Origin of the sequence: Priestia sp. JSM ZJ58 (assembly GCF_044383985.1) — a bacterium.
Classification (GTDB): Bacteria; Bacillota; Bacilli; order Bacillales; family Bacillaceae_H; genus Priestia; species Priestia zanthoxyli.
In genome coordinates this window covers 1,143,442-1,162,981 of the sequence record NZ_JBISEM010000001.1, presented here as the reverse complement: position 1 = coordinate 1,162,981, position 19,540 = coordinate 1,143,442, and the positions used below count along the sequence as shown (strand labels likewise).

The 19,540-nt window shown below is 34.9% G+C and carries 20 protein-coding genes; 10 read left to right on the top strand and 10 right to left on the bottom strand.

All coding sequences use genetic code 11. The features are described 5' to 3' along the window. Positions 1-158 precede the first annotated feature (158 nt). The 4 genes from ACH6EI_RS06010 to ACH6EI_RS05995 form a co-directional block, all read right to left on the bottom strand. The gene (locus ACH6EI_RS06010) at positions 159-356 is read right to left on the bottom strand and encodes a ChaB family protein (RefSeq protein ID WP_098999678.1); all 198 of its coding nucleotides are present in this window, start codon (positions 354-356) and stop codon (positions 159-161) included. A 152-nt stretch (positions 357-508) separates the two neighbouring features. Further along, positions 509-2,023, bottom strand: coding sequence for a glycoside hydrolase family 32 protein (locus ACH6EI_RS06005; RefSeq protein WP_028414865.1), 1,515 nt, complete (start codon positions 2,021-2,023; stop codon positions 509-511). 54 nt (positions 2,024-2,077) lie between these two features. Further along, the gene (locus tag ACH6EI_RS06000; protein ID WP_081732912.1) at positions 2,078-3,787 is read right to left on the bottom strand and encodes a glycoside hydrolase family 13 protein; all 1,710 of its coding nucleotides are present in this window, start codon (positions 3,785-3,787) and stop codon (positions 2,078-2,080) included. A 319-nt stretch (positions 3,788-4,106) separates the two neighbouring features. Continuing rightward, entirely contained in the window at positions 4,107-5,099 is a 993-nt protein-coding gene (locus tag ACH6EI_RS05995) for a LacI family DNA-binding transcriptional regulator (protein WP_028414867.1), read from the bottom strand. A 390-nt stretch (positions 5,100-5,489) separates the two neighbouring features. On the opposite strand from ACH6EI_RS05995, the gene ACH6EI_RS05990 reads away from it, so the two are divergent. From ACH6EI_RS05990 to ACH6EI_RS05970, 5 genes are all read left to right on the top strand, one after another. Next, positions 5,490-6,719 carry an MFS transporter gene (locus tag ACH6EI_RS05990; RefSeq protein ID WP_034328168.1) on the top strand — a complete coding sequence of 410 codons (1,230 nt, stop codon included), beginning with the start codon at positions 5,490-5,492 and terminating at the stop codon, positions 6,717-6,719. Positions 6,720-7,788: 1,069 nt separating this feature from the next. Next, positions 7,789-8,049 (top strand): hypothetical protein, encoded by a 261-nt coding sequence (locus tag ACH6EI_RS05985; protein ID WP_047750117.1) that lies wholly within the window; start codon positions 7,789-7,791, stop codon positions 8,047-8,049. Positions 8,050-8,239: 190 nt separating this feature from the next. Beyond that, positions 8,240-8,671, top strand: a complete 432-nt coding sequence (locus ACH6EI_RS05980) for a hypothetical protein (protein ID WP_028414868.1) — start codon at positions 8,240-8,242, stop codon at positions 8,669-8,671. Positions 8,672-8,815: 144 nt separating this feature from the next. Continuing rightward, on the top strand, positions 8,816-9,049 hold the full coding sequence (locus tag ACH6EI_RS05975) for a hypothetical protein (RefSeq protein WP_028414869.1): 234 nt from the start codon (positions 8,816-8,818) through the stop codon (positions 9,047-9,049). Between the two features lie 111 nt (positions 9,050-9,160). Beyond that, the gene (locus ACH6EI_RS05970; protein ID WP_028414870.1) at positions 9,161-9,754 is read left to right on the top strand and encodes a hypothetical protein; all 594 of its coding nucleotides are present in this window, start codon (positions 9,161-9,163) and stop codon (positions 9,752-9,754) included. 79 nt (positions 9,755-9,833) lie between these two features. On the opposite strand, the gene ACH6EI_RS05965 is transcribed toward ACH6EI_RS05970, so the two are convergent. Both ACH6EI_RS05965 and ACH6EI_RS05960 read right to left on the bottom strand, forming a co-directional pair. After that, on the bottom strand, positions 9,834-11,036 hold the full coding sequence (locus ACH6EI_RS05965) for an iron-containing alcohol dehydrogenase (RefSeq protein ID WP_098999675.1): 1,203 nt from the start codon (positions 11,034-11,036) through the stop codon (positions 9,834-9,836). A gap of 80 nt (positions 11,037-11,116) precedes the next feature. Beyond that, on the bottom strand, positions 11,117-11,626 hold the full coding sequence (locus ACH6EI_RS05960) for a GNAT family N-acetyltransferase (RefSeq protein ID WP_098112467.1): 510 nt from the start codon (positions 11,624-11,626) through the stop codon (positions 11,117-11,119). A gap of 411 nt (positions 11,627-12,037) precedes the next feature. Here ACH6EI_RS05960 and ACH6EI_RS05955 point away from each other — a divergent pair, with 411 nt between their 5' ends. After that, a complete protein-coding gene (locus ACH6EI_RS05955) occupies positions 12,038-12,229 on the top strand; it encodes a hypothetical protein (RefSeq protein WP_394530417.1) in 192 nt (63 codons plus the stop codon). A gap of 401 nt (positions 12,230-12,630) precedes the next feature. Here the strand turns inward: ACH6EI_RS05955 and ACH6EI_RS05950 are convergent, their stop codons facing one another. Both ACH6EI_RS05950 and ACH6EI_RS05945 read right to left on the bottom strand, forming a co-directional pair. Further along, on the bottom strand, positions 12,631-12,798 hold the full coding sequence (locus ACH6EI_RS05950) for a hypothetical protein (protein WP_165573610.1): 168 nt from the start codon (positions 12,796-12,798) through the stop codon (positions 12,631-12,633). A 196-nt stretch (positions 12,799-12,994) separates the two neighbouring features. After that, the gene (locus ACH6EI_RS05945) at positions 12,995-13,378 is read right to left on the bottom strand and encodes a hypothetical protein (protein ID WP_028414874.1); all 384 of its coding nucleotides are present in this window, start codon (positions 13,376-13,378) and stop codon (positions 12,995-12,997) included. Positions 13,379-13,986: 608 nt separating this feature from the next. Here ACH6EI_RS05945 and ACH6EI_RS05940 point away from each other — a divergent pair. After that, positions 13,987-14,700, top strand: a complete 714-nt coding sequence (locus ACH6EI_RS05940; RefSeq protein WP_014458832.1) for a hypothetical protein — start codon at positions 13,987-13,989, stop codon at positions 14,698-14,700. A 50-nt stretch (positions 14,701-14,750) separates the two neighbouring features. On the opposite strand, the gene ACH6EI_RS05935 is transcribed toward ACH6EI_RS05940, so the two are convergent. Next, positions 14,751-14,897, bottom strand: a complete 147-nt coding sequence (locus tag ACH6EI_RS05935) for a hypothetical protein (RefSeq protein ID WP_014458831.1) — start codon at positions 14,895-14,897, stop codon at positions 14,751-14,753. A 43-nt stretch (positions 14,898-14,940) separates the two neighbouring features. Beyond that, positions 14,941-15,861 (bottom strand): CPBP family intramembrane glutamic endopeptidase, encoded by a 921-nt coding sequence (locus ACH6EI_RS05930; RefSeq protein WP_098999674.1) that lies wholly within the window; start codon positions 15,859-15,861, stop codon positions 14,941-14,943. 855 nt (positions 15,862-16,716) lie between these two features. Here ACH6EI_RS05930 and bioF point away from each other — a divergent pair. From bioF to bioC, 3 genes are read left to right on the top strand one after another with little or no spacing between them, the layout of a single operon-like run. Continuing rightward, positions 16,717-17,895, top strand: coding sequence for an 8-amino-7-oxononanoate synthase (bioF, locus tag ACH6EI_RS05925; RefSeq protein ID WP_028414876.1), 1,179 nt, complete (start codon positions 16,717-16,719; stop codon positions 17,893-17,895). Further along, on the top strand, positions 17,892-18,638 hold the full coding sequence (locus tag ACH6EI_RS05920; protein ID WP_028414877.1) for an alpha/beta fold hydrolase: 747 nt from the start codon (positions 17,892-17,894) through the stop codon (positions 18,636-18,638). Before bioF ends, ACH6EI_RS05920 begins: the two co-directional genes overlap by 4 nt. Then, positions 18,631-19,452, top strand: a complete 822-nt coding sequence (gene bioC, locus ACH6EI_RS05915) for a malonyl-ACP O-methyltransferase BioC (protein ID WP_028414878.1) — start codon at positions 18,631-18,633, stop codon at positions 19,450-19,452. The genes ACH6EI_RS05920 and bioC overlap by 8 nt, the downstream gene beginning before the upstream one ends. Positions 19,453-19,540: the final 88 nt, after the last annotated feature.

Genomic DNA, 19,540 nt, shown 5'->3' with positions numbered 1-19,540 from the left:
TCGCTTTTCGCAGGCGGCAAGTGAGTCTGCAGGAGTCTTTCGCCTTGCTATCCAATTAACGGCTACAAGCACCTACATTCACCCTCATAATAAAAAAATCCGAACAGTTTATCGTTCGGATCTTCCTTCCACTAAACTACTTTTAAGCTCTTTTCTCGCTATTTTTTCACCCAGTTATCATTACTATTTTTTTTGTACTTTGTTTTCACTGCATTCCACGCAACTTTATGCGCCGTAGCTTCTTCTTTGTATTCGTCACTCGCTGAGTTAAATGCTTCTTTATAAATTTCCTGAGCATGATGAGGAAGGTTATCTTTTACTCCATCAGGCAATTCTTTTAATGAATTGTAAGGCATATAGTATTCCTCCTTGAAAACGTCTTTTACTACTGATTTACCTGTTCTTAATGAGTATAAACATTTAATAAACTCTGAAAACGAATGGGAGTTTTGACTCTATAAAAAAGAACAGCACCTCTCTAGGAAGCCTGTTCTTCAAGTGAATCTAATTATCCTTTAAACATCAGCGGGGAAACGCCCTTACTTAAGTTCCATTTGCTTAAGGTAATCAATTCAATTTCTTGATCAGCAAAGAAACAAATACCTTTTGCATTTTCTACAGGATAGATTCTGCTCGTCATCACTTTCTCGCCTTCATTAATAAAAACTTCAATGGACGATTTATCGACAAAGAGATGAAGATGCAGGTGGTTATCATTTAATCCAACAGGTGCTTTTCTTACTCCTCCATCACCTTCACCTGAGTTATCGCGATTAAAGATAAACAAACTTTCTAATCTATCATAGGTTAAAAGCGTTTCTTGGTGAGTTTCGTTATCTGTTCGCAATTTCACTCCGAATTTTGAAGCGGCTTTTGCGTTAATTTTCACTTCAAGTTCGTAACAATCACCTGAAATACCTGCAAGTTCTTGTTCTCCACTAACGATAATATTTTTATACTGCACGTGATGTTGACGAAGCTGCTTAAGCTCTGGAATTGGTTTACTAATTATGTTCCCTTGTTTAATAGAAAGCTCACGCGGAATAGTCATTGCTCCTGCCCAATTGTATTTTTGTTCAGGCATGCAGCTTTCCCACATAGCCATCCACGCTATCATAATTCGTCTGCCATGTTCATCTTCTGTTGTTTGAGGAGCATAAAAGTCAAACCCGTAGTCTAAAAGTTGAAAATCTTCATGTTGAAGCAGCCCCGTTTTATAGTCTAATTTTCCTTTTATATATCCAGCTTGATGTAAGTTATGATAGAGATCTCCTTCTGGTTTTACTCCTTGAGGCGACATGACAAGCACGTCCTGTCCGTCGAGACTAAAAAGATCTGGACATTCCCACATAAAACCAAGATTCCCTTGGCTTTTGGCCATTATATTTATAAACTCCCAATCCATTAGATCTCTTGAACGATACAAAAGAACTTGGCCCTCATGATCCTTCGTGCGTGATCCAAGAACACAATAATAATAGTCATCTTTCTTCCATACTTTTGGATCTCTAAAATGATCAGGGTGAATATTCCCTTCAGGCACTGAATCAATAACTGGGTTTTGAACTGCTTTATTAAAATGAACGCCGTCTTCGCTTACAGCAAGACACTGAACTTGTCGTAAGTCCGTATCATAGTTAGCTCCCGTCCACACATTCCCTGTATACATGGCATAAAGCTTTCCATCTTTTTCAACTGCACTTCCTGAAAAGCATCCATCTTGGTCATATTCTTCACTCGGAGCAAGAGCAATAGGGAGATGTTCCCAATGAGTGAGATCTCTACTTTTTATATGCCCCCAAAACATTGGCCCCCACTCGGGAGAATATGGATGATGCTGATAGAATAAATGATACTCACCTTTGTAAAAGCAAAATCCGTTCGGGTCATTCATCCAATATGCCGGTGTAGACACATGGTATTGTAATCGCCAATAATTCTGATTAACAGCCTCCTGCTCGTTTAACACACTCTTCATTGCCTTTGAGATTTTTTCTTGATGTTGATTTTTTAATGTTTTCAACCGATTTCTCCCTGCCTTTCTCTACGTGAATGAGTTACGTGTGATAAAAAGAGATTAAAACGATGAATCAATCTCACAAACAATGGATTCGTAAGGTCGCAATTTTAGTTGATTTGGGTGTAATTCCAAATGATCGTAGTTCGATAAAATAACTTCTTTCATAGTAAAATCTAAGTTTAAAGCTACTTCTTTATGATCAAAGTTAGCGATTACCGCTATTTTTTTATTATTAAACTCCCTTGCGTAAGCCATGATTTGTAGACTATCTTCAAACAAATCTTCGTATTTACCAAAAGCGATAACCTCTGAATATGGACTGCTTTTTCTTAATTTAATTAAATTTTTATAGAAATAAAATAAAGAATTATCATCTTTTAAAGCATTCTCAACGTTAATAGAAGAGTAATTAGCATTTATCTCTAGCCACGGTGTGCCTTGGCTAAACCCTGCATATTGAGAATGATTCCACTGCATAGGTGTTCGGGAATTATCACGGCTGCGTCTCCAAATTGCTGCTAATGCTTCTTCTTTTGAAAATCCTTCTTTCAGCGCAGAGTGATATTGATCAATTGAAGCTAAGTCATTGTAATGCTCAATCGACGGATACTCTACATTTGTCATTCCGATTTCTTGTCCTTGATAGATGAATGGTGTGCCTTTTAGTAAAAAATAGACCGTAGCTAACATTTTTGCTGACGTAGGTCCTATATCTTCTGGTTTAATAAATTTATTTAAAGAACGAGGCTGGTCATGGTTTTCTAAATAAAGCGCTCCCCACCCTGTATTGTTATAGAACGTTTGACTATCAGAGATGGCTCTTTTGAAATCAAGCAGATTCCACTTATGCGGTTCATACCATTTTCCTTTTTTTCCTACGTCTAAATCGACATGATCGAATTCAAAAAGCATACTAAAATGTCCTTCTTCTCCCGCGTAAATAGGCAGTTCTTTGTGTGATACTCCAGGAGCTTCCGCCACAGTTAAGATATCATGTGAAGCAAAAGCTTCTTTACTTAGTTCACTTAAAAATTCATGAATGCCTTCTTGATTTGTTTCAATTACATTCATTTCACCATCCGAATTAGCAAAGTCCTGTCGTTTTTTTATAAATGTAATGGCATCTACTCGAAAGCCGCTAATTCCTTTTTCTAACCACCATGTGACCATGTTATAGACAGCATTTCGAAGATCAGGGTTTTCCCAATTAAGATCAGGCTGCTTTTTAGAAAATGCATGAAGATAATACTGTTCTGTTTGTTCATCATACTCCCAGCATGAACCGCCAAAAATAGATTCCCAATTATTAGGAGGGCTTCTATCTTCTTTTCCATCTTTCCAAATATACCAATCTCTTTTCGGATGATTTACATCACTTTTTGATTCTAGGAACCACTCATGTTCATCCGAAGTATGGTTAACGACTAGGTCCATAATAATCTTTATATTTCTTTTTTTGGCTTCATCAATCAGTAGATCCATATCTTCCATAGAGCCAAATTCTTCTGCAATGGCTTGATAATCAGAGATGTCATATCCGTTATCATCCATTGGAGATTGATAAACTGGACTTAGCCAAATAACGTCGATACCTAACTCTTTTAAGTAATCTAATTTTTGAATAACTCCTTTTAAGTCGCCAATTCCATCACCATTCGAATCGTAAAAACTTTTCGGATAAATTTGATATACAACTGCTTCTTTCCACCACTGTTTATTCATCGTTATAGCGCTTTCTGGATTCTTTCTTTCGCTTAGTTGAACCATTGCTTATCAGCTCCTATGTATTTATATTAAAATGATGTATATATTCTTCTGCTTTTATGGTATCGATACCATATGTAATTAAAAAAATTTATGTTATTAAAAAATCTGATATAACCCTTTATACCTCACGCTTCTATACTTACCTCAAACTCTTTGTTCTAGTATGCGATAAATAGCTGAATGTAGAGGAACTGTCTTCTGCTTTAAGGTAAATTTATTGTATTATATTATGGGAACGGTTTCAATTACTTTTCTGAAAATTTTTCAAAAAAGGTGAGAACTAATAGATTTAGCTCTCACCTTCATCTATTATCTCCTATCACGTTGAGCTTCGAACAACTAGCTCGATTGGGAGTTCAAACGTTTCTACTGTCGATTCAGAATCATTCAGCATATCGATCAGGATTTCCATTGCTTTAATCCCCATTTGATCAATCGGTTGTCGTATAGTTGTTAGCTTTGGATCTAACATTTGTGCAAGAGGTTGGTCATCAAATCCAATAATCGCCAAATCATTAGGTATACTTAGACCAGACTCTTTGGCTTCGATCATCATTCCTCCAGCAATTTCATCACTTCCTGTAAATATAGCCGTTGGGCGATCCTCCATTGACAGGATTTTTTTAACTACTTGTTTTCCGTCTTCAATACTATGTTGATTAACAAAAATCCATTTTGGATCCGGCTGAATTCCTGCCTCTTGAAGTGCTTTTTGATAACCTTGGTTACGGTCCTTGTCCTTACCTTCCTCAGCGAACAATCCACCTGTACAGTACCCGATTTTCCGGTGTCCCTTTTCAAGTAAATGCTTTACGCCTATATACGCACCCTTATATTGATTTAATCGAACGATTGGAACATTTGCGTTGTTTACATATTCGTTGCACAACAAAATAGGACCATACTCAGTAAAAGGCTCTATGAGACTCCAGTCATTTTCAATGGACGTCATAATAATTCCGTCAACTTGCTTTGTTTTCAGTAAATTTAAAAATGCTAATTCTTTCTCTTTATCTTCATTACTTTGAAAGATTAATACATGATAGCCCTTTTTATAAGCAACTTGTTCAATTGAATCGACTAAATAAGAGAAAAATGGATTTATAATCCTTGGTACAATAACACCAATTGTAGTCGTTACCTGTCCTCTTAACTTTCTTGCCGAAGGATTTGGCGTATAATTAAGCTCTTTCATTGCTTTTAGCACACGATTTTTTTTCTCTTCTGAAACATACGAATGATTGTTTATAACACGGGAAACCGTTGTTTTTGATAACCCCGATAATTTGGCTACGTCGTATATTGTAGGCATGTGTTTATCACTCCATCACTAACTGAAATCAGTTTCATACTTATTTTACGTTAAAAAAGAGGCAAAATGCAATGAATGAATTCGTTTGCAACTCTATACCATCTGTTCAATAAGAATACAGTAGAATCCCTATAGGTCTTTGAAACAGCCCTTTTTATATAAAATGTTTCATGATTAATAAATCAGTACATATCAAATTGTTTATTTTATATGTAAGAAATCAGTACCATATTAAAAAAACACATTACACTTAAACAAACCTTTTCTGGAAGGTATTTTTGTTAATTATTTTCTTGTTGACATATGAAATCGGTACCATATATAATACAATCAATCGAAAACGCTTTCTAAATAATATTTAGATACATAAACAGCAAAGGGGATTTAAATATGGAAAACAATAAACTTTATTGGAAACTAAGCAGTTTCTTTTTCTTATTCTTCTTATCTATTGCCTCTATTTTTACTTTTTTTGCTATCTGGTTGGGACAAAGCCTTAACCTTTCCGGAGCACAAACAGGTATTGTTTTTTCTGTAAACGCTGTCTTTACTATGCTTTTTCAACCTCTTTATGGATATATCTCTGATAAATTGGGGTTACGAAAGAATTTATTATACTTCATTTCAATTTTAGTTATTTTATCTGGACCGTTTCTAATTTTCATCTATCAACCTCTTTTAAACTGGAATTTTTGGGTAGGAGCTCTGACAGGCGGAGCTTATCTTGCCATCACCTTTTTAGCTGGAATCTCAGTCATCGAGTCATATATCGAAAAAGTTGGCAGAAAGTATGCGTTTGAATTCGGTCGTGCAAGACTTTGGGGATCAATAGGAGCTGCCGTTGCTGCTGCTATTGGAGGACGAATGCTTAATATTAACCCTGATATCAACTTTTGGATTGCATCGGGATCAGGCGTTATCTTATTACTTGTTATTTTCCTTACAAAAGTAGAAGTATCCACTATTGAAGAAAAGAAAGCAAAGTCCCTTTCTATTCAAGATTTAGGTAGCTTATTTAAACGAAAAGACTTCTGGATTTTTATGATTTTTATGCTCGGGACTGGCTGCATTTATAATGTTTTTGACCAGCAATTTCCTGTATATTATGCCTCCCTGTTCCCAACAGAACAATTAGGAAATCAAATCTTTGGTTACTTGAATGCAGGTCAAGTCTTTTTAGAATCCGGGATGTTATTAGTTGCTCCATTCATTGTGCGCAAAGTAGGTCCTAAAGGCGGTTTAATTTTAGCGGGAATCATTATGATTTTACGCGTAGTAGGTTCAGGGCTAGTATCCGATCCATACAGCATTTCCTTTATCAAGCTTCTTAACGCACCAGAGTTTGCCATTATCATCGTTTCTGTATTTAAATATCTGGCTACACATTTTGATACGAAATTCTCTTCCATCTTATATTTAGTTGGATACCAATTCGCAATGCAACTAGGAGCGGTTATACTCTCCCCTATTGTAGGAAACCTATACGATTCCATTGGCTTTCGTCACACATACTTAATCATGGGGGTTATCGTGACTGTCTTTACTCTATTTGGTGCATTTCTTTTAAGAAACAACAATCAAGCATCTAAAGATAATAATGATTCAAAGCTTACTGCTTAGAACAAGGAAAAATATTTATTAACTGTGATTCTCATAATTTTGAAAGCCCTTGCTAATTTTAGCAAGGGCTTCTTTTTGATGAGTTTCTTCTATTAATAATATATGGAACTAAAGTATATATCTTTTCAAAAGAGTTCATGGATAAAAACAAAAAATAAAACGCTTTCATTTTTTTATTCTATTAACTCATTTCCTTTGTTAGAATGAAATTATAGGGATTATAGGGATTATAGCAGAAGGGCAGATGGGACATATGAGTACAAATCTATTGATCATTTTAGGGGTTATATTTCTGACAACAGTTGCTATCACTATTTTAATTAAGATTCCTGAAGAGGAATAAACTACATCATAAAATAAAATAAAAAGCCACCTCATTCTTTTGATATTAAAAAGTGAGATGGCTTTTTCGAATTTTAAGCATTGCAAAAGTTTAAGAAAGATTAGGTCTATAAATAATTATAGCATATTAATTGAAAGGTTGTCATACAATTTTAGATAGAAAGAATCCCCTTCTAGTAAGGTATATACGTAAACATTGTGTGAAAAAACAAGAATTTTATTATGTCGTTGCTGTACATACTACATTTTAAGGAATTCATATGATAGTTAATTAAAAAAGAACTCTACTTATGGGAACTAATGATATAATTACCTTTAATTGTATAATAGGTGATTTTGTTGATAGAAGATTTATTTGGAGGAACACTACCGTTTTTGCCTTCCAAGAAAACAATTGCTGCTAAAAAGAAACTTAGTCTATTAAGTAAGCAAGAATGGTTTAGAACTACTTAACTGAGGAAGGATCTACGAACAATGAAAAAATCGAATAAAGATCATTTACTTTGGAACATGTTAAAGCTGTGGATTTCTATACCTAGAAATATTCGTGTAGCATTTCTTTGGGCTTTTATTTTAGGAATCTCTTACTTGGGGTGGGTAAAGCTAATCCACCGATTTATTTAACATTAGCAATTTACTTTCGGATCGTTTTTATTGTGAAATAATCCAGAGGAGTTATTTGAGTTGTAAAAGATAAAAAAAGCTTATTGGAAAGGGATAGATTCATATGGCTGTAAATATGATTTTTAATCCACTTTTTGCTTTAATAGTCCTTGTTGTAGGGATGTGGACGGCAAGTACGGTTCACCAATTTTTTGGGTTAGTATCGATTTTAGGAGGTTTGTTATTAGGGTTCTCTACCTTATTAAAAAACGGTACAACCATCAATAAAAAGTCAAAGGTTTTACTTTTTGCATCTTTTGTTTTTCTGTTGAGTTTATTCTCATTAGCTTACTTAATTGTATCTGCCTTTATCTTTCATTTCTAAAGACACTTTAATGGAAGGATTCTAAAGGGACTCATAAAGAAACCTTTCCATTAGAACGATCATATAATCCTTTTTAGAGACATGGGTTTACCCAAAAGATTAGTCGCTGATAACATAGTTCAATTTAAGGAAACAAGAAGACCCGAAAAATAAAAAACTCAACTGAATATACTATTAAAGGAGAACTGCCTTGAGTCGCTTTATAAAACTAGTTGTTACATCCCTTTTATCTACTGCTATTTTTGGTGCTGTCTACGGGATAATCAGCTTAACACCTGAAAGTGAAAAAGAACCTAATATTTATTACTTCAGCTTTACAGATACATTCGTATTTACATTTATGTATACTTTACCCGTTTATATAGTTGTTGGAATTATTTGTTCCTATCTAATTGATATGCTAGCACATAACAGGCAGACAAGAAAAATGTACTTGTCTAAACTCTTAATGTACTCGTTAGCAGGAATAGTTCCTGGTTTAGCATTTTACTTTCTGTTTGAAGGAATTCAGTTAGATTATCAATTGTTATTTTATTTTTTTGCCCTGGGTATTTTTGCATCTAATACTTTTTATCATGTTTTGCTACTTATAAATAAGGTTTTTAATAAGCAGAAAATTTAATGAAAGAACCTGTAGCAACGATGAGCATTTCTGTTGTTGGAGTCTCTCTGATTTTTATTTCGTAAAGAATTGTTATAGTAAAAATATTCACTAGTCCTATGTTAAACTGTACATAGAAATATCGATGAGTCTGGAGGCAAGGTAATGAAACGTGCAATAGGAATATTTCTTATTGCTCAAGCTTTATTAACGTACTTAACTATTAATATGATTTATACTCCTTATACAACTACAACAGTGAATAACAATACGGGAGCAGTGACAGTTTCGTATAGTTACCCTTGGGTATATTGGTTAGGTTTTATTGGCTTGGGCATTATGCTTATAGTGGGAACATATTTAGTTTTTGCCAAAGAAAAGAAGCAGATCTTTAATTAAAGATCTGCTTTTGTTTCTATCGACAAATTACATTATAATACATACGTCTTTATAAGGATTTTGATATATAATGAACACTAAAAAAGAATGATTTCAGGAAGAGGAAAATGTGTGAAACGTAGTCGTTTGTTGCTTTTATCGTTAATGAGTAGTTTGTTAATTATTTCAGTATCGTTGTTCCAGTGGGATCTGGTTGATATGATAACGGAATTTTTAATGTTGCCTGTTTGGTTATTTGTATATGCCTTCTTTATCATCATAACTGTATGGGCATTGATTCATCTTTTTAAAAATAGAAAGTGGCAGCCGCTTGTTATTCAGCTCATTACTATTATATTATGGTTCTTCTTTCCCTTTACTCAAGTCAACTTGGATTTGAACTTTAAAATCCATCAAGAGAAGAGAGAAGAAGCTGCGGCTAAAATAGAAAATGGCATGATTAAACCTAACGTACCCGATAGTCCATCACTTATTCAATTGCCAAAAGAGTATACTCAATTGTCTAAAGGCGGAGGCGACATTGAAGTAGAGACAAAAGGAAAGTCGACATCAATTCTTTTCTTTACGTACCGCGGGATGCTAGACAATTTCTCAGGATTTGTTTATGACCCAAATGATCATAAACCTTCAAAAAGCGATTTTGACGGAGATTTTAAACAGATAGAAAAAGTACATAAGAACTGGTATTATGTATCTTCTTATTAAAAATAGATACTACTTAAAAACTAGCCCCAAATCGTTAGACACTGTCTGACAATTAGGGCTAGTTTTTAATTTTCATTCTTTACTTCAAGCTCTCTACTTCAGAATGCCGTTTTTTATCTACACGGTCAAAGTAAGCTTGTTCAAGAATTTGCATATAATCGCCCTCGGTAATTAAACGGACGTTACTTGATGTTGAGTTATTTTGCATGGCCAACCTTACAATGCTCGGAAAGTCTTCTTTCTTTACACCCTCTAAATCTTTCAATTTAGGAATGTTTAATGATTCTGTTAATTCTATAATTCCTTGAATTAATTTTTCAACAGCTATTTCATCTGAATCTGAATCCTTGGCAAAGCTCATATACCTTGCTAATGTAGCATGTAATTGCTTATTCTCCATAGAATTGAACCTTAATACATATGGTAAAAACACTGCGTTGGCAACTCCATGCGGGGTATCATAAAGTCCTCCAAGCGCTTCTGCTAAGCAGTGTACTGAGGCAACATCTGCAGATCCAAAACAAAGGCCTGCTAAGAGACTTCCTTCCAGCATATCTTGACGAGCCGCTTCATTTTTACCATCGCGGAAAACGATAGGCAATGCCGAAACAATGGTTCTCATTGCTTGAGCTCCGAGCGCTTGTGAAATAGAATTTGTTACTTTACATGTATAACCTTCAATCGCATGAACGAGTGCATCAATGCCAGTAGCGGCAGTAACAGAAGGCGGAAGACTGAATGTTAGTTCAGGATCAAGAATCGCCAAGGCAGGTCTTAACAAACTATGTTTGAGTGTCATCTTTCGGTGTGTAGATGCTTCCGTAATAACAGCAGAACGAGTAACTTCTGATCCCGTACCTGAAGTAGTTGGAATACAAATAACTGGTGCAATGTTTGAATACAGGAGTCGGCCGTCTGCATAGTCAGATGGTTCCCCGCCGTTTGGACCGCACAGTGCAATAGCTTTTCCAGTATCCATCGCACTTCCACCACCAATGGCAACAACTGCATCCGCACTAAAGTCATGAAATAACTTAGCACCTTCCAAGCAGTTCGTATCTCGAGGGTTTTGTTCAATTGAATCAAATACCAGCACCCGGTAACCAGAATTCTCCAGGGAAGTTACAATTGGTGAAACTAATCCTGCACGAACTACACCAGGGTCACTCACGACTAAAATTGATGAACTAATATTTAAAGATGTCAGCATTTCTGGTAATTCTCTAGCTTTCCCCATTCCTACCTCAATTTGAGTAGAACAAAAATAGTTATAAGATTTCATTTATACCCCTCCCGTTGTCTAAAATCAAATACATATCTTAAGAAGTACTAGTTTTTAAAATTTCATCATGGCCGGTAAGCTTACTTATTCCACTCTGAAGCTAATATACCCATAAAATATGTATCTACGTATTTCCCATCCACATAGGCATGGTTTCTTAATTTTCCTTCGGTAACAAAACCAATCTTTTCATATAGTGCAATGGCCTGTTCGTTTATTCCCCTTGTGGTTAAATAGATTTTATTTAGACGAAGCTGTTTAAACCCTAGATCAATCATTTGCTCCATAGCCATTCGACCATATCCGTGACCTCTAGATTCTGAAGATAGGAGAATTCCTATACTAGCTCTTCCATGTGCATAGTCTATATCCTTCAGAAATACCCATCCGACTAATTCTTTTTCATCGCTTTCAATTCCTAAAATTAAATCGTTGTTCATTCTTTTGTTTTCTACTTCTTGTACCACCTCTTCATAAGTTAAAGGTGTTCTGCCTATCATTCGTATTGCCCGTTCATCATTTAACCATTTATGTAAGTATTGAATGTGAGTAGTTTCAAATGGCGTAAGATGTATTCTTTTTGTACTCATTGATTTATCTTCTCCTTCTAAAGAAATGCAATCACAAATTACAATTCATTCCATACTTGATTCCATAAATATCGCTGACAAAGGTAAATGTGTATTTCTACTTACGATATACAACAGCCAAATTAAAATAAGTAGGTGCATAATTGAATTAAGCCATTAATCTGTTTAAATAGAACACTTTTGTATATAATTCTGGAATCAATAAAAAAAACCTCTCTTACATTTTACGTATAGTTAATCTTTGTCTTTAATTAGGGTTAATTCATCGGTTTGAGCTATTAAATCAATTTTCTCTAATCTGAGGTTGGTTCTTCTAATAAAACCCATTACGTTAATCCGATGTAATAGAAGAAGGATTTTTACTTTTTAAGGTAGAATAGTTCCTTAAAGAATCATAAAGGAGTTGATTTCATGTCTAAACAAACAAAAGATAGAAAAGAAATAAAGCTTTTGGATTCTCAACTTTACTTATGGGAGGAAATTAGAAAGCTGTTGAGGAAAAAAGAAAAAAGAAGTCTAGCCTTTGAACAAGAGTATACAGAACATGATATATTACACATTGCTTTAAACAGATTAATGAGTGAGCTAATCTCTAGACATTAAAAATTTCATCTATTATATTTGATATTATTCGAAATAGATACGTTTAATATAAAAATAGACAGAATATTTCATTAATATCTTTACTTTGTAAACGTTTTCGTTTATACTAAGTATAGGTTGGATGGCATGAGTGGCTGTCATAGTATTTAGCGTAGGCGGGGCTGATATGAGGGAACAGGGCATAGAAGAAATGTCCTTTTTTTGTTTGGGCAACATTTGTTAGAAACTAGGAAATGTTATAAAACTTCTTTCAAACGCTTTTTTTGTTTCATATGCCCTATCCAGTCTAGAAATTGAAAAAGACCACCTCTTCCCAGTCAAAAGAGGTAGCTTTTTTTAAAAATTGAATGAACAGTAGTCATTAAATAATGCTTTATTGCTTCTTGAGTAAGTTGCTTAACTTAAGAAATGGTATTCGTAGACAGCATATTAACCGCTTTTTCCAACAGTAAAATATCTTCTTCAACCATTCTTTTCATATCATCGAGATCAAGTTGAATATATTCTTCTTTTAAACGTTCTAATTCCCTGACGAACAGGGATCCCGTATAGTACCTATAATTTGTCACTACTATTTATCCCCTTTGTATGCTCTTACTAGATGTAATTCCCCTTTATTCAGATTAACAACCAATAAATGCAAAATTTTTTAAAAAAATCCTTCCCTGATGTAGGTAAAGGATTTTTAACTTGATTAAAATAGGAAAAATATGTTATTAACGTGGCCAGATTTTTAGTTTCATATACATACAACGTTTTATCGTTCTACTTTGATGTTAAATCAAATTTATCTTCTTTCCCATTCCATTTTATTGTCACGTGATAAGGAGCGTTGCTGCTTTGAGTCGAACACCCGCTGCAGCTTCCATTTAAATTAATTTTCCCTTCTGTCTCGTCATCCGTACCTGATAATTTGCTTGTTTCCCCTTCAACAACATAAGAAACTTTTCCTACTTTCTCCTTGTCTTTTCCTTTATAGATGATACTGCCTTGCCCATTTTCAGTATTCTCTCCTTTATTTAAAAGATATAAAGCTTTCCAATGATCTCCTTCACCTTCGAAACGCACACTTTCTTCTTTGCTGCCACAGCTACCCAATACTAATAAAAAAATAGATATAAGTCCTAAAAACAAAAACTTCCTTTTCAATTTAAATCCTCCTACACGATAAAAAAGCACCCAACTATCCTATTAGGTGATTTTTTGTTAGTATCTGTTCTTTTTTTCAAGTAATTTAATTAATCTATCATTTTGTTTCACTATCGTTCTTAGCTTAGCTTCTAACGAACATAAAGTGATAAAGACGGCTATAAATCCTATAATGACAAAAAACATATTAGCTGATATCCCCCATACATCATTTTATTTTCAGAACAATATCTATATAATAACATTTTTTCTATATTTTATATCATAATGTTGTTTCTTAGTTAACATAATAAATAAAAGGAATAGGAAAGTGTTCTCTTAAAGGAAACCTTCAGGGCGGCCATTTAAACGTTCTAGCTATACCAAAATACAGAATGAATATGCCTTCACCCACGAACTCAACAGCTTTCCTTTATAATAAATACCCTTTCTCTAGCTAATAATAAGTAAGTAAAATATGTATATACTATAAACTAACACCATTCTTAAAAGTCTGACGTTTACGAACATCTACCTATAATTCAGCAATGTTTCCATCTAAATCATGGTTTCTCTTCTTCTATTAAAGGGAATTAAACCCTAAAAGTGAACCTTAAAAGGAGACCACCATGGTTACAATTGAATCAATTATCATAGGTATTGTTTTTATCCTCATTCAATTATACGCATTAACGATTGTCGAACGTTCTCCAATCGGGGAGCAAAAGCTGCTCTCATTATCAGGTGGTGTAGCTATTGCTTATGTATTTATTTATATCTTACCGACGCTTCATAAGAAACAAGAAGAGTTTGGAGGATCGCTAGCCCTTGATACTGAACTATATTTTCTTGGTCTTCTCGGCTTACTCGTCTATTTTTCAGTGTATTCATTTGCTCAGACAAAAGCAGCCACTCACCTAACGGAACTGACCGTTTATATGGTACAGGCTAGTTTTTTTATGATTTATTCTTTTATCATTTCTTATGTCGTGTTTTCAACCGATGTTAAGCGAGTTGAATCAGTATTCTACGGACTGGCTATCAGCCTTCATTTTATCGGGTGGTCTTACCATCTAGGAAAAAAACATCCGCGCTTACACAAAACTAGAGGTCGCTATATGCTGGCCGGAGCAACTTTTCTTGGGTCAATTCTGGGCGTTTTCGGACCCTCATCAGGACTGCTTATTGAGTCTATGATTGCTTTTAGTTCAGGTGCAATGTTATTTAACGTAATCAGTAAAGAGCTCCCTTTTGAAAAACATGCGCATTTGCCTACCTTTTTAATCTCATCTCTTGTCTACGCCGCTACAATGATTTCGTTAAAAGCTTTTTTCAACTGGTAGTTGCGAGGTGTTGGGACAAAATAAAAAGAGCAGCCATAAAGGCTGCTCTTTTAAAGTATGGTTTTTATTACTAGATACACTGCAGCAATCGATGCAAGAACGATAAGTACATTCAAAATGCGATGTTGAGTAGCTAAGTGGCCCCGCTTCATTTCTGCACGAGTCAATGGTTTATTTTCATCGTGATTTCCACTCACTCTGTTACATCTCCTATCCTGTTTAGGTATTGGTTCTACTAATTTAAGCAATAAGCTGATCTTTTTCAGCTGCTTCTTCCTTTTTTATCTTCCCTCTACATACGATATAGAAAACACTGAACATAACAATCGACCAAATAAGGTTAGCTCCTGGCTCAGTGTTAGCTACCTTAAACAAACTCGGTATAGACCCGAAAACAGAATCATCCGTTGTAAGGAACAGAGCGAGAAATATGTTATTGGCTGCGTGTGCTCCAATGGTAATTTCTAAGCTTTTTGTTTTAACGGCGATATATGTAAGAGCAAAACCAGCTACAATATAATCTAGTCCCACCAATATAATCGATTTATTCATTTCAGGATTAGCAAAATGACCTATTGAAAACATTAGTCCCACAATAATCGCAAGTAAAATTGGACGCTTCACTTTCTTACCCACCCATTGAAGAAGAAGACCTCTAAAAAACAGCTCCTCGGTTGTTGTTTGAATAGGTACTAATAAAAGCGTGATCAGTACTAACAGGGCATACTCTTTTAAACTTACATGATTCCATGAATAATCCGAGTGGTTAAACACGACATCAATTAATTGTGAAACGATTAGTAACAGACTAAAAGCTCCAAAAGACCATATTACTTTCTTCCAGTTCACACGTTTGTTAGCAGTGATTAGTGATTTCATTTTTCGTTTGTGAATAAAACGAATCCCGATCCATAAACCAAAAATCCAGCATATGTACATAATATGAGACAACAGAAAATCAAGATTAGCATTGATTCCTACAGCTAACCCGCTATCAAAATCAACATATGATTTTCCACTTTCATCAGCCGCAACCATTATCATTTCAGCAATAATATAAATAATGGATCCTAACAGCATAAACACAGAAGCAAGGACTGTTGTACTTACATAACGCTTCCAGCTATTTTTTCCTTCTTCCACATTTAAATAGTTTTTCATTTTATTCTTATTCCCTCAGCCTTCTCTTCTCAACTACATCGTTCTTCTCTACTTCGTTGTTGTCTAGGCAATGTAAAGATCTATTAGGACCCGAAGTCCTGCAATTATGTTAACTACCGCCTGCTTTTTACCTTTGAAGATAAGGGAAGAGACTGACAACATTAAGAAATTACAACTCTACCCATTACCTCTTTATATAAAATTTAGCGCCTTAAAAGCCGTCAAAAAACAGCTTCTTCTAAAAGAAGACTCGACACTAAGTCATCGTTAACCTTTATATCCTGCTCATACGTGCCCGCATACACATAATTTTGAAGAAAATACTTGCTACTCAAGAATATATATCCTAGAACAACTAAAATAAATATTTTTTTCAACATCGTCCTCACCTTTTTATCTAAAGTTTCCCCCTCGCGGCTGCTTCCACAATCGCTAAGGGCTTACCCATAAACAGATTTTCATTTTTTAAAATTAGCTACCATTCTATCTAACACCGCAAAAATGCATATAAGTTACAATTATATTACATTATTATTACAAATGTAACAATTACATTATAACTAAGAAAATGAGGATAATCAATATGAAGTGTTTAAGTAAAGCAAATAAAATTGCTAGATTAATATGATGTGTGTAAATAAATCCAAAACATGTTGGAAAAGATGTTTGTTATTAAACAGGAATATTTAAAGAACAAAAAAAGCAAACTCCCTACCGTTAGGAGTTTGCTTCTTTTATTCAAGAGTTTTTATAACCTCTCTCATCTTGACACTCTTCTAAAGGAGTGATTAGATATATATGTTAACTATTTAAAAATTAAAGTTAACTAATTTCATTGTCGGTGGTGAGAGTGTATTGTATTGGGAAGAAGATATTAAGAGAGAACTTGCCTATTTAGATGAGATTTTTCAAAAACGGCACCTTGTTACTACAGAATTTGCTGAACAACCATGGCTTACAGTCAATGGACGTAAAATGTTAAACCTTGCCTCTAATAACTATTTAGGCTATGCAGGAGATAGTGGACTGAAGAAAACAATGAGTGATGCTGTGATGACGTATGGAGTAGGAGCAACAGCTTCACGCTTAATAGTAGGAAATCATTTCCTTTACGAGAAAACAGAAAGAGCCCTTGTTAATTGGAAGACAGCTGAGGCAGGACTTATTATCAATAGTGGTTATAATGCAAACCTAGGAATCATCTCAGCCTTGGTTCCGCGTAATGGCTTCATCTTCAGCGATAAGTTAAATCATGCAAGTATCATTGATGGGGCCCTACTGAGCCGTGCAAAACTTCAACGCTATCGCCATAACGATATGAACCACCTAGAAAATTTATTAAAAAAAGTTCCCTTAGAGTCACGGAAGTTAGTTGTAACAGATACTGTTTTCAGCATGGATGGTGATTTCGCCAAGCTTAAGGAGCTTGTTAAATTAAAAGAGCAATATAACGCCCTACTAATGGTTGATGAGGCTCATGCAAGCGGTGTATACGGAAAAAATGGTGAAGGATACGCACATTTTCTTAATCTGCAAGATAAAATTGATATTCAAATGGGAACGTTTAGTAAAGCGCTAGGATCATTTGGAGCTTATGTTACGGGAAAACAGTGGCTCATAGATTATTTGAAAAATAGAATGCGAGGACTCATTTATTCAACTGCTCTTCCCCCTGCTATACTCGGTGCAATAACGGCTGCAATTGAAAAGGTGCAACAAGACACAGAGCGTCGCGCACTTCTTCAACAACATGCACTATTTTTCAGGAAGGCCCTTACATACGAAGGATTTAACACATGCAAAAGTCAATCTCAAATCATTCCAATTTTGACGGGAGAAAACAAAAGAACAATGCAGTTTGCAGAGCGTTTACAGAAAGAAGGAATTGCTGCTATTGCAGTTAGGCCTCCTACTGTTCCTGAAAATAAAGCAAGAATTCGTTTTACTGTAACAGCCGATCATACGCGAGAAGATTTAAATTGGGCCATAAAGAGAATTTCTCTAATTGGAAAAGAAATGAGTGTGATTCAATGAAACAAGCCACTATTATAATATTTCCCGGATGGGGAATGGAAAAAGCAGCGTTTCATCCGATCATAAAACCATTGTCTACTATATGTAACGTTTTGTGTACAGACTGGAGAGGTGTAAAAGAACTAAGTGACTTTAGAGAACGAGCAATCCAATTGCTTACTTCTACTCAAGGTACTGTTTATTTAATGGGTTGGTCATTAGGTTCCCTTGTAACGCTTGAACTTGCAAGTTTATACCCTAACAAGATAGAAGGACTCATATTAATTGGCGGAACTAGTCGCTTTACAAACGACATGCATAATACATTTGGATGGGAGCAACGCATCGTTGAACGTATGAAAAAACAACTACAGCGTAATAAAGAAAAAACCCTTACTTCATTTTATAACGCTATGTTCACTAAATCTGAAAAAGAAGAAGAATTTCATCATCAATTTATTGAAGTTGTTCAGCGTGATTATCAAGGAGACAGTACGTACTCCCTCCTTACAGGGCTAGATTATTTACTCCAAAAAGATGTTAGAATGCAACTCAATCAAATTCAAACTCCTTGTTTGTTGATCCATGGAAGAGATGATCAAATATGTTTGCCTGAGTCTTCTTCTTTCATAGCTGAAAGAATTGGTGGAAAAGCGCAGCTGTGTATTTTAGAAAAAGCTGGCCATATTCCTTTTTTTACAAAGCCTCAGCACTGTACGCAACTTATAGAAAAATTTCTCGAAAAGGAGCTCATTTATGATTAATAAGCAACTTTTAAAGAAAAGATTTAATAATCATGCTAAAACTTATGATGCTTATGCCGATGTACAAAAAAGCATGGCAAACCAATTAATAGATCAGCTTTCCACCAATTTCTTTAACCAGGAAATAGCTATTCTTGAAATTGGCTGCGGCACGGGTTATTTAACACAGTTATTATGCGAAAAATTTCCTAAGGCTGCTATTACAGCAGTTGATTTGTCATCAGGAATGATTGAGTTAGCAAAGGAAAAAGTAAGGGAAGATCGAATTTCTTTCATATGCGGAGATATCGAGGAACTAAGTATAGAAAGACATTATGACCTTATTATTTCTAATGCAACATTTCAGTGGTTTAATAGTCTTCATACGACAATTAAAAAATTGTATAAACAACTTAAGCCTACAGGCAGCCTGCTATTTTCAACCTTTGGTAACCGTACGTTTCAAGAGCTTCATTCATGCTACAGCCATGTGAAACAAAAGCTTGGTCTTTTCAGTAACAGTTCACCTGGCCAATCGTTTTTTTCTCTTGAAGAGTTGTCTCAAATTTGTGAACAAGCATTAGTTCCATTGAGAGAGCATCCATTTAAACTATCAAAAACGGCGGAGCTAGAGGTTCAATACTTTCCGACGGTTAAGGCATTTTTTACATCAATAAAAAAGATTGGAGCAAGTAACAGTAACGAGGAAAGCTACTGTCAGCGCCCTTCCTTTTTTCGTGAATTAATCAACCTATACGAAAATAATCATCGTGACGAAAATGGCGTAAAAGTAACCTATCATTGCTTAATGTTTAATATTACAAAAACGAACTAATAGCCAATCCAGCCCTGGCTACTCTCTAGAAGTGATGACTTGCCGCCAGTAAAAAAGGGTACTCTTCTATTTAGAAAAGTACCCTTAA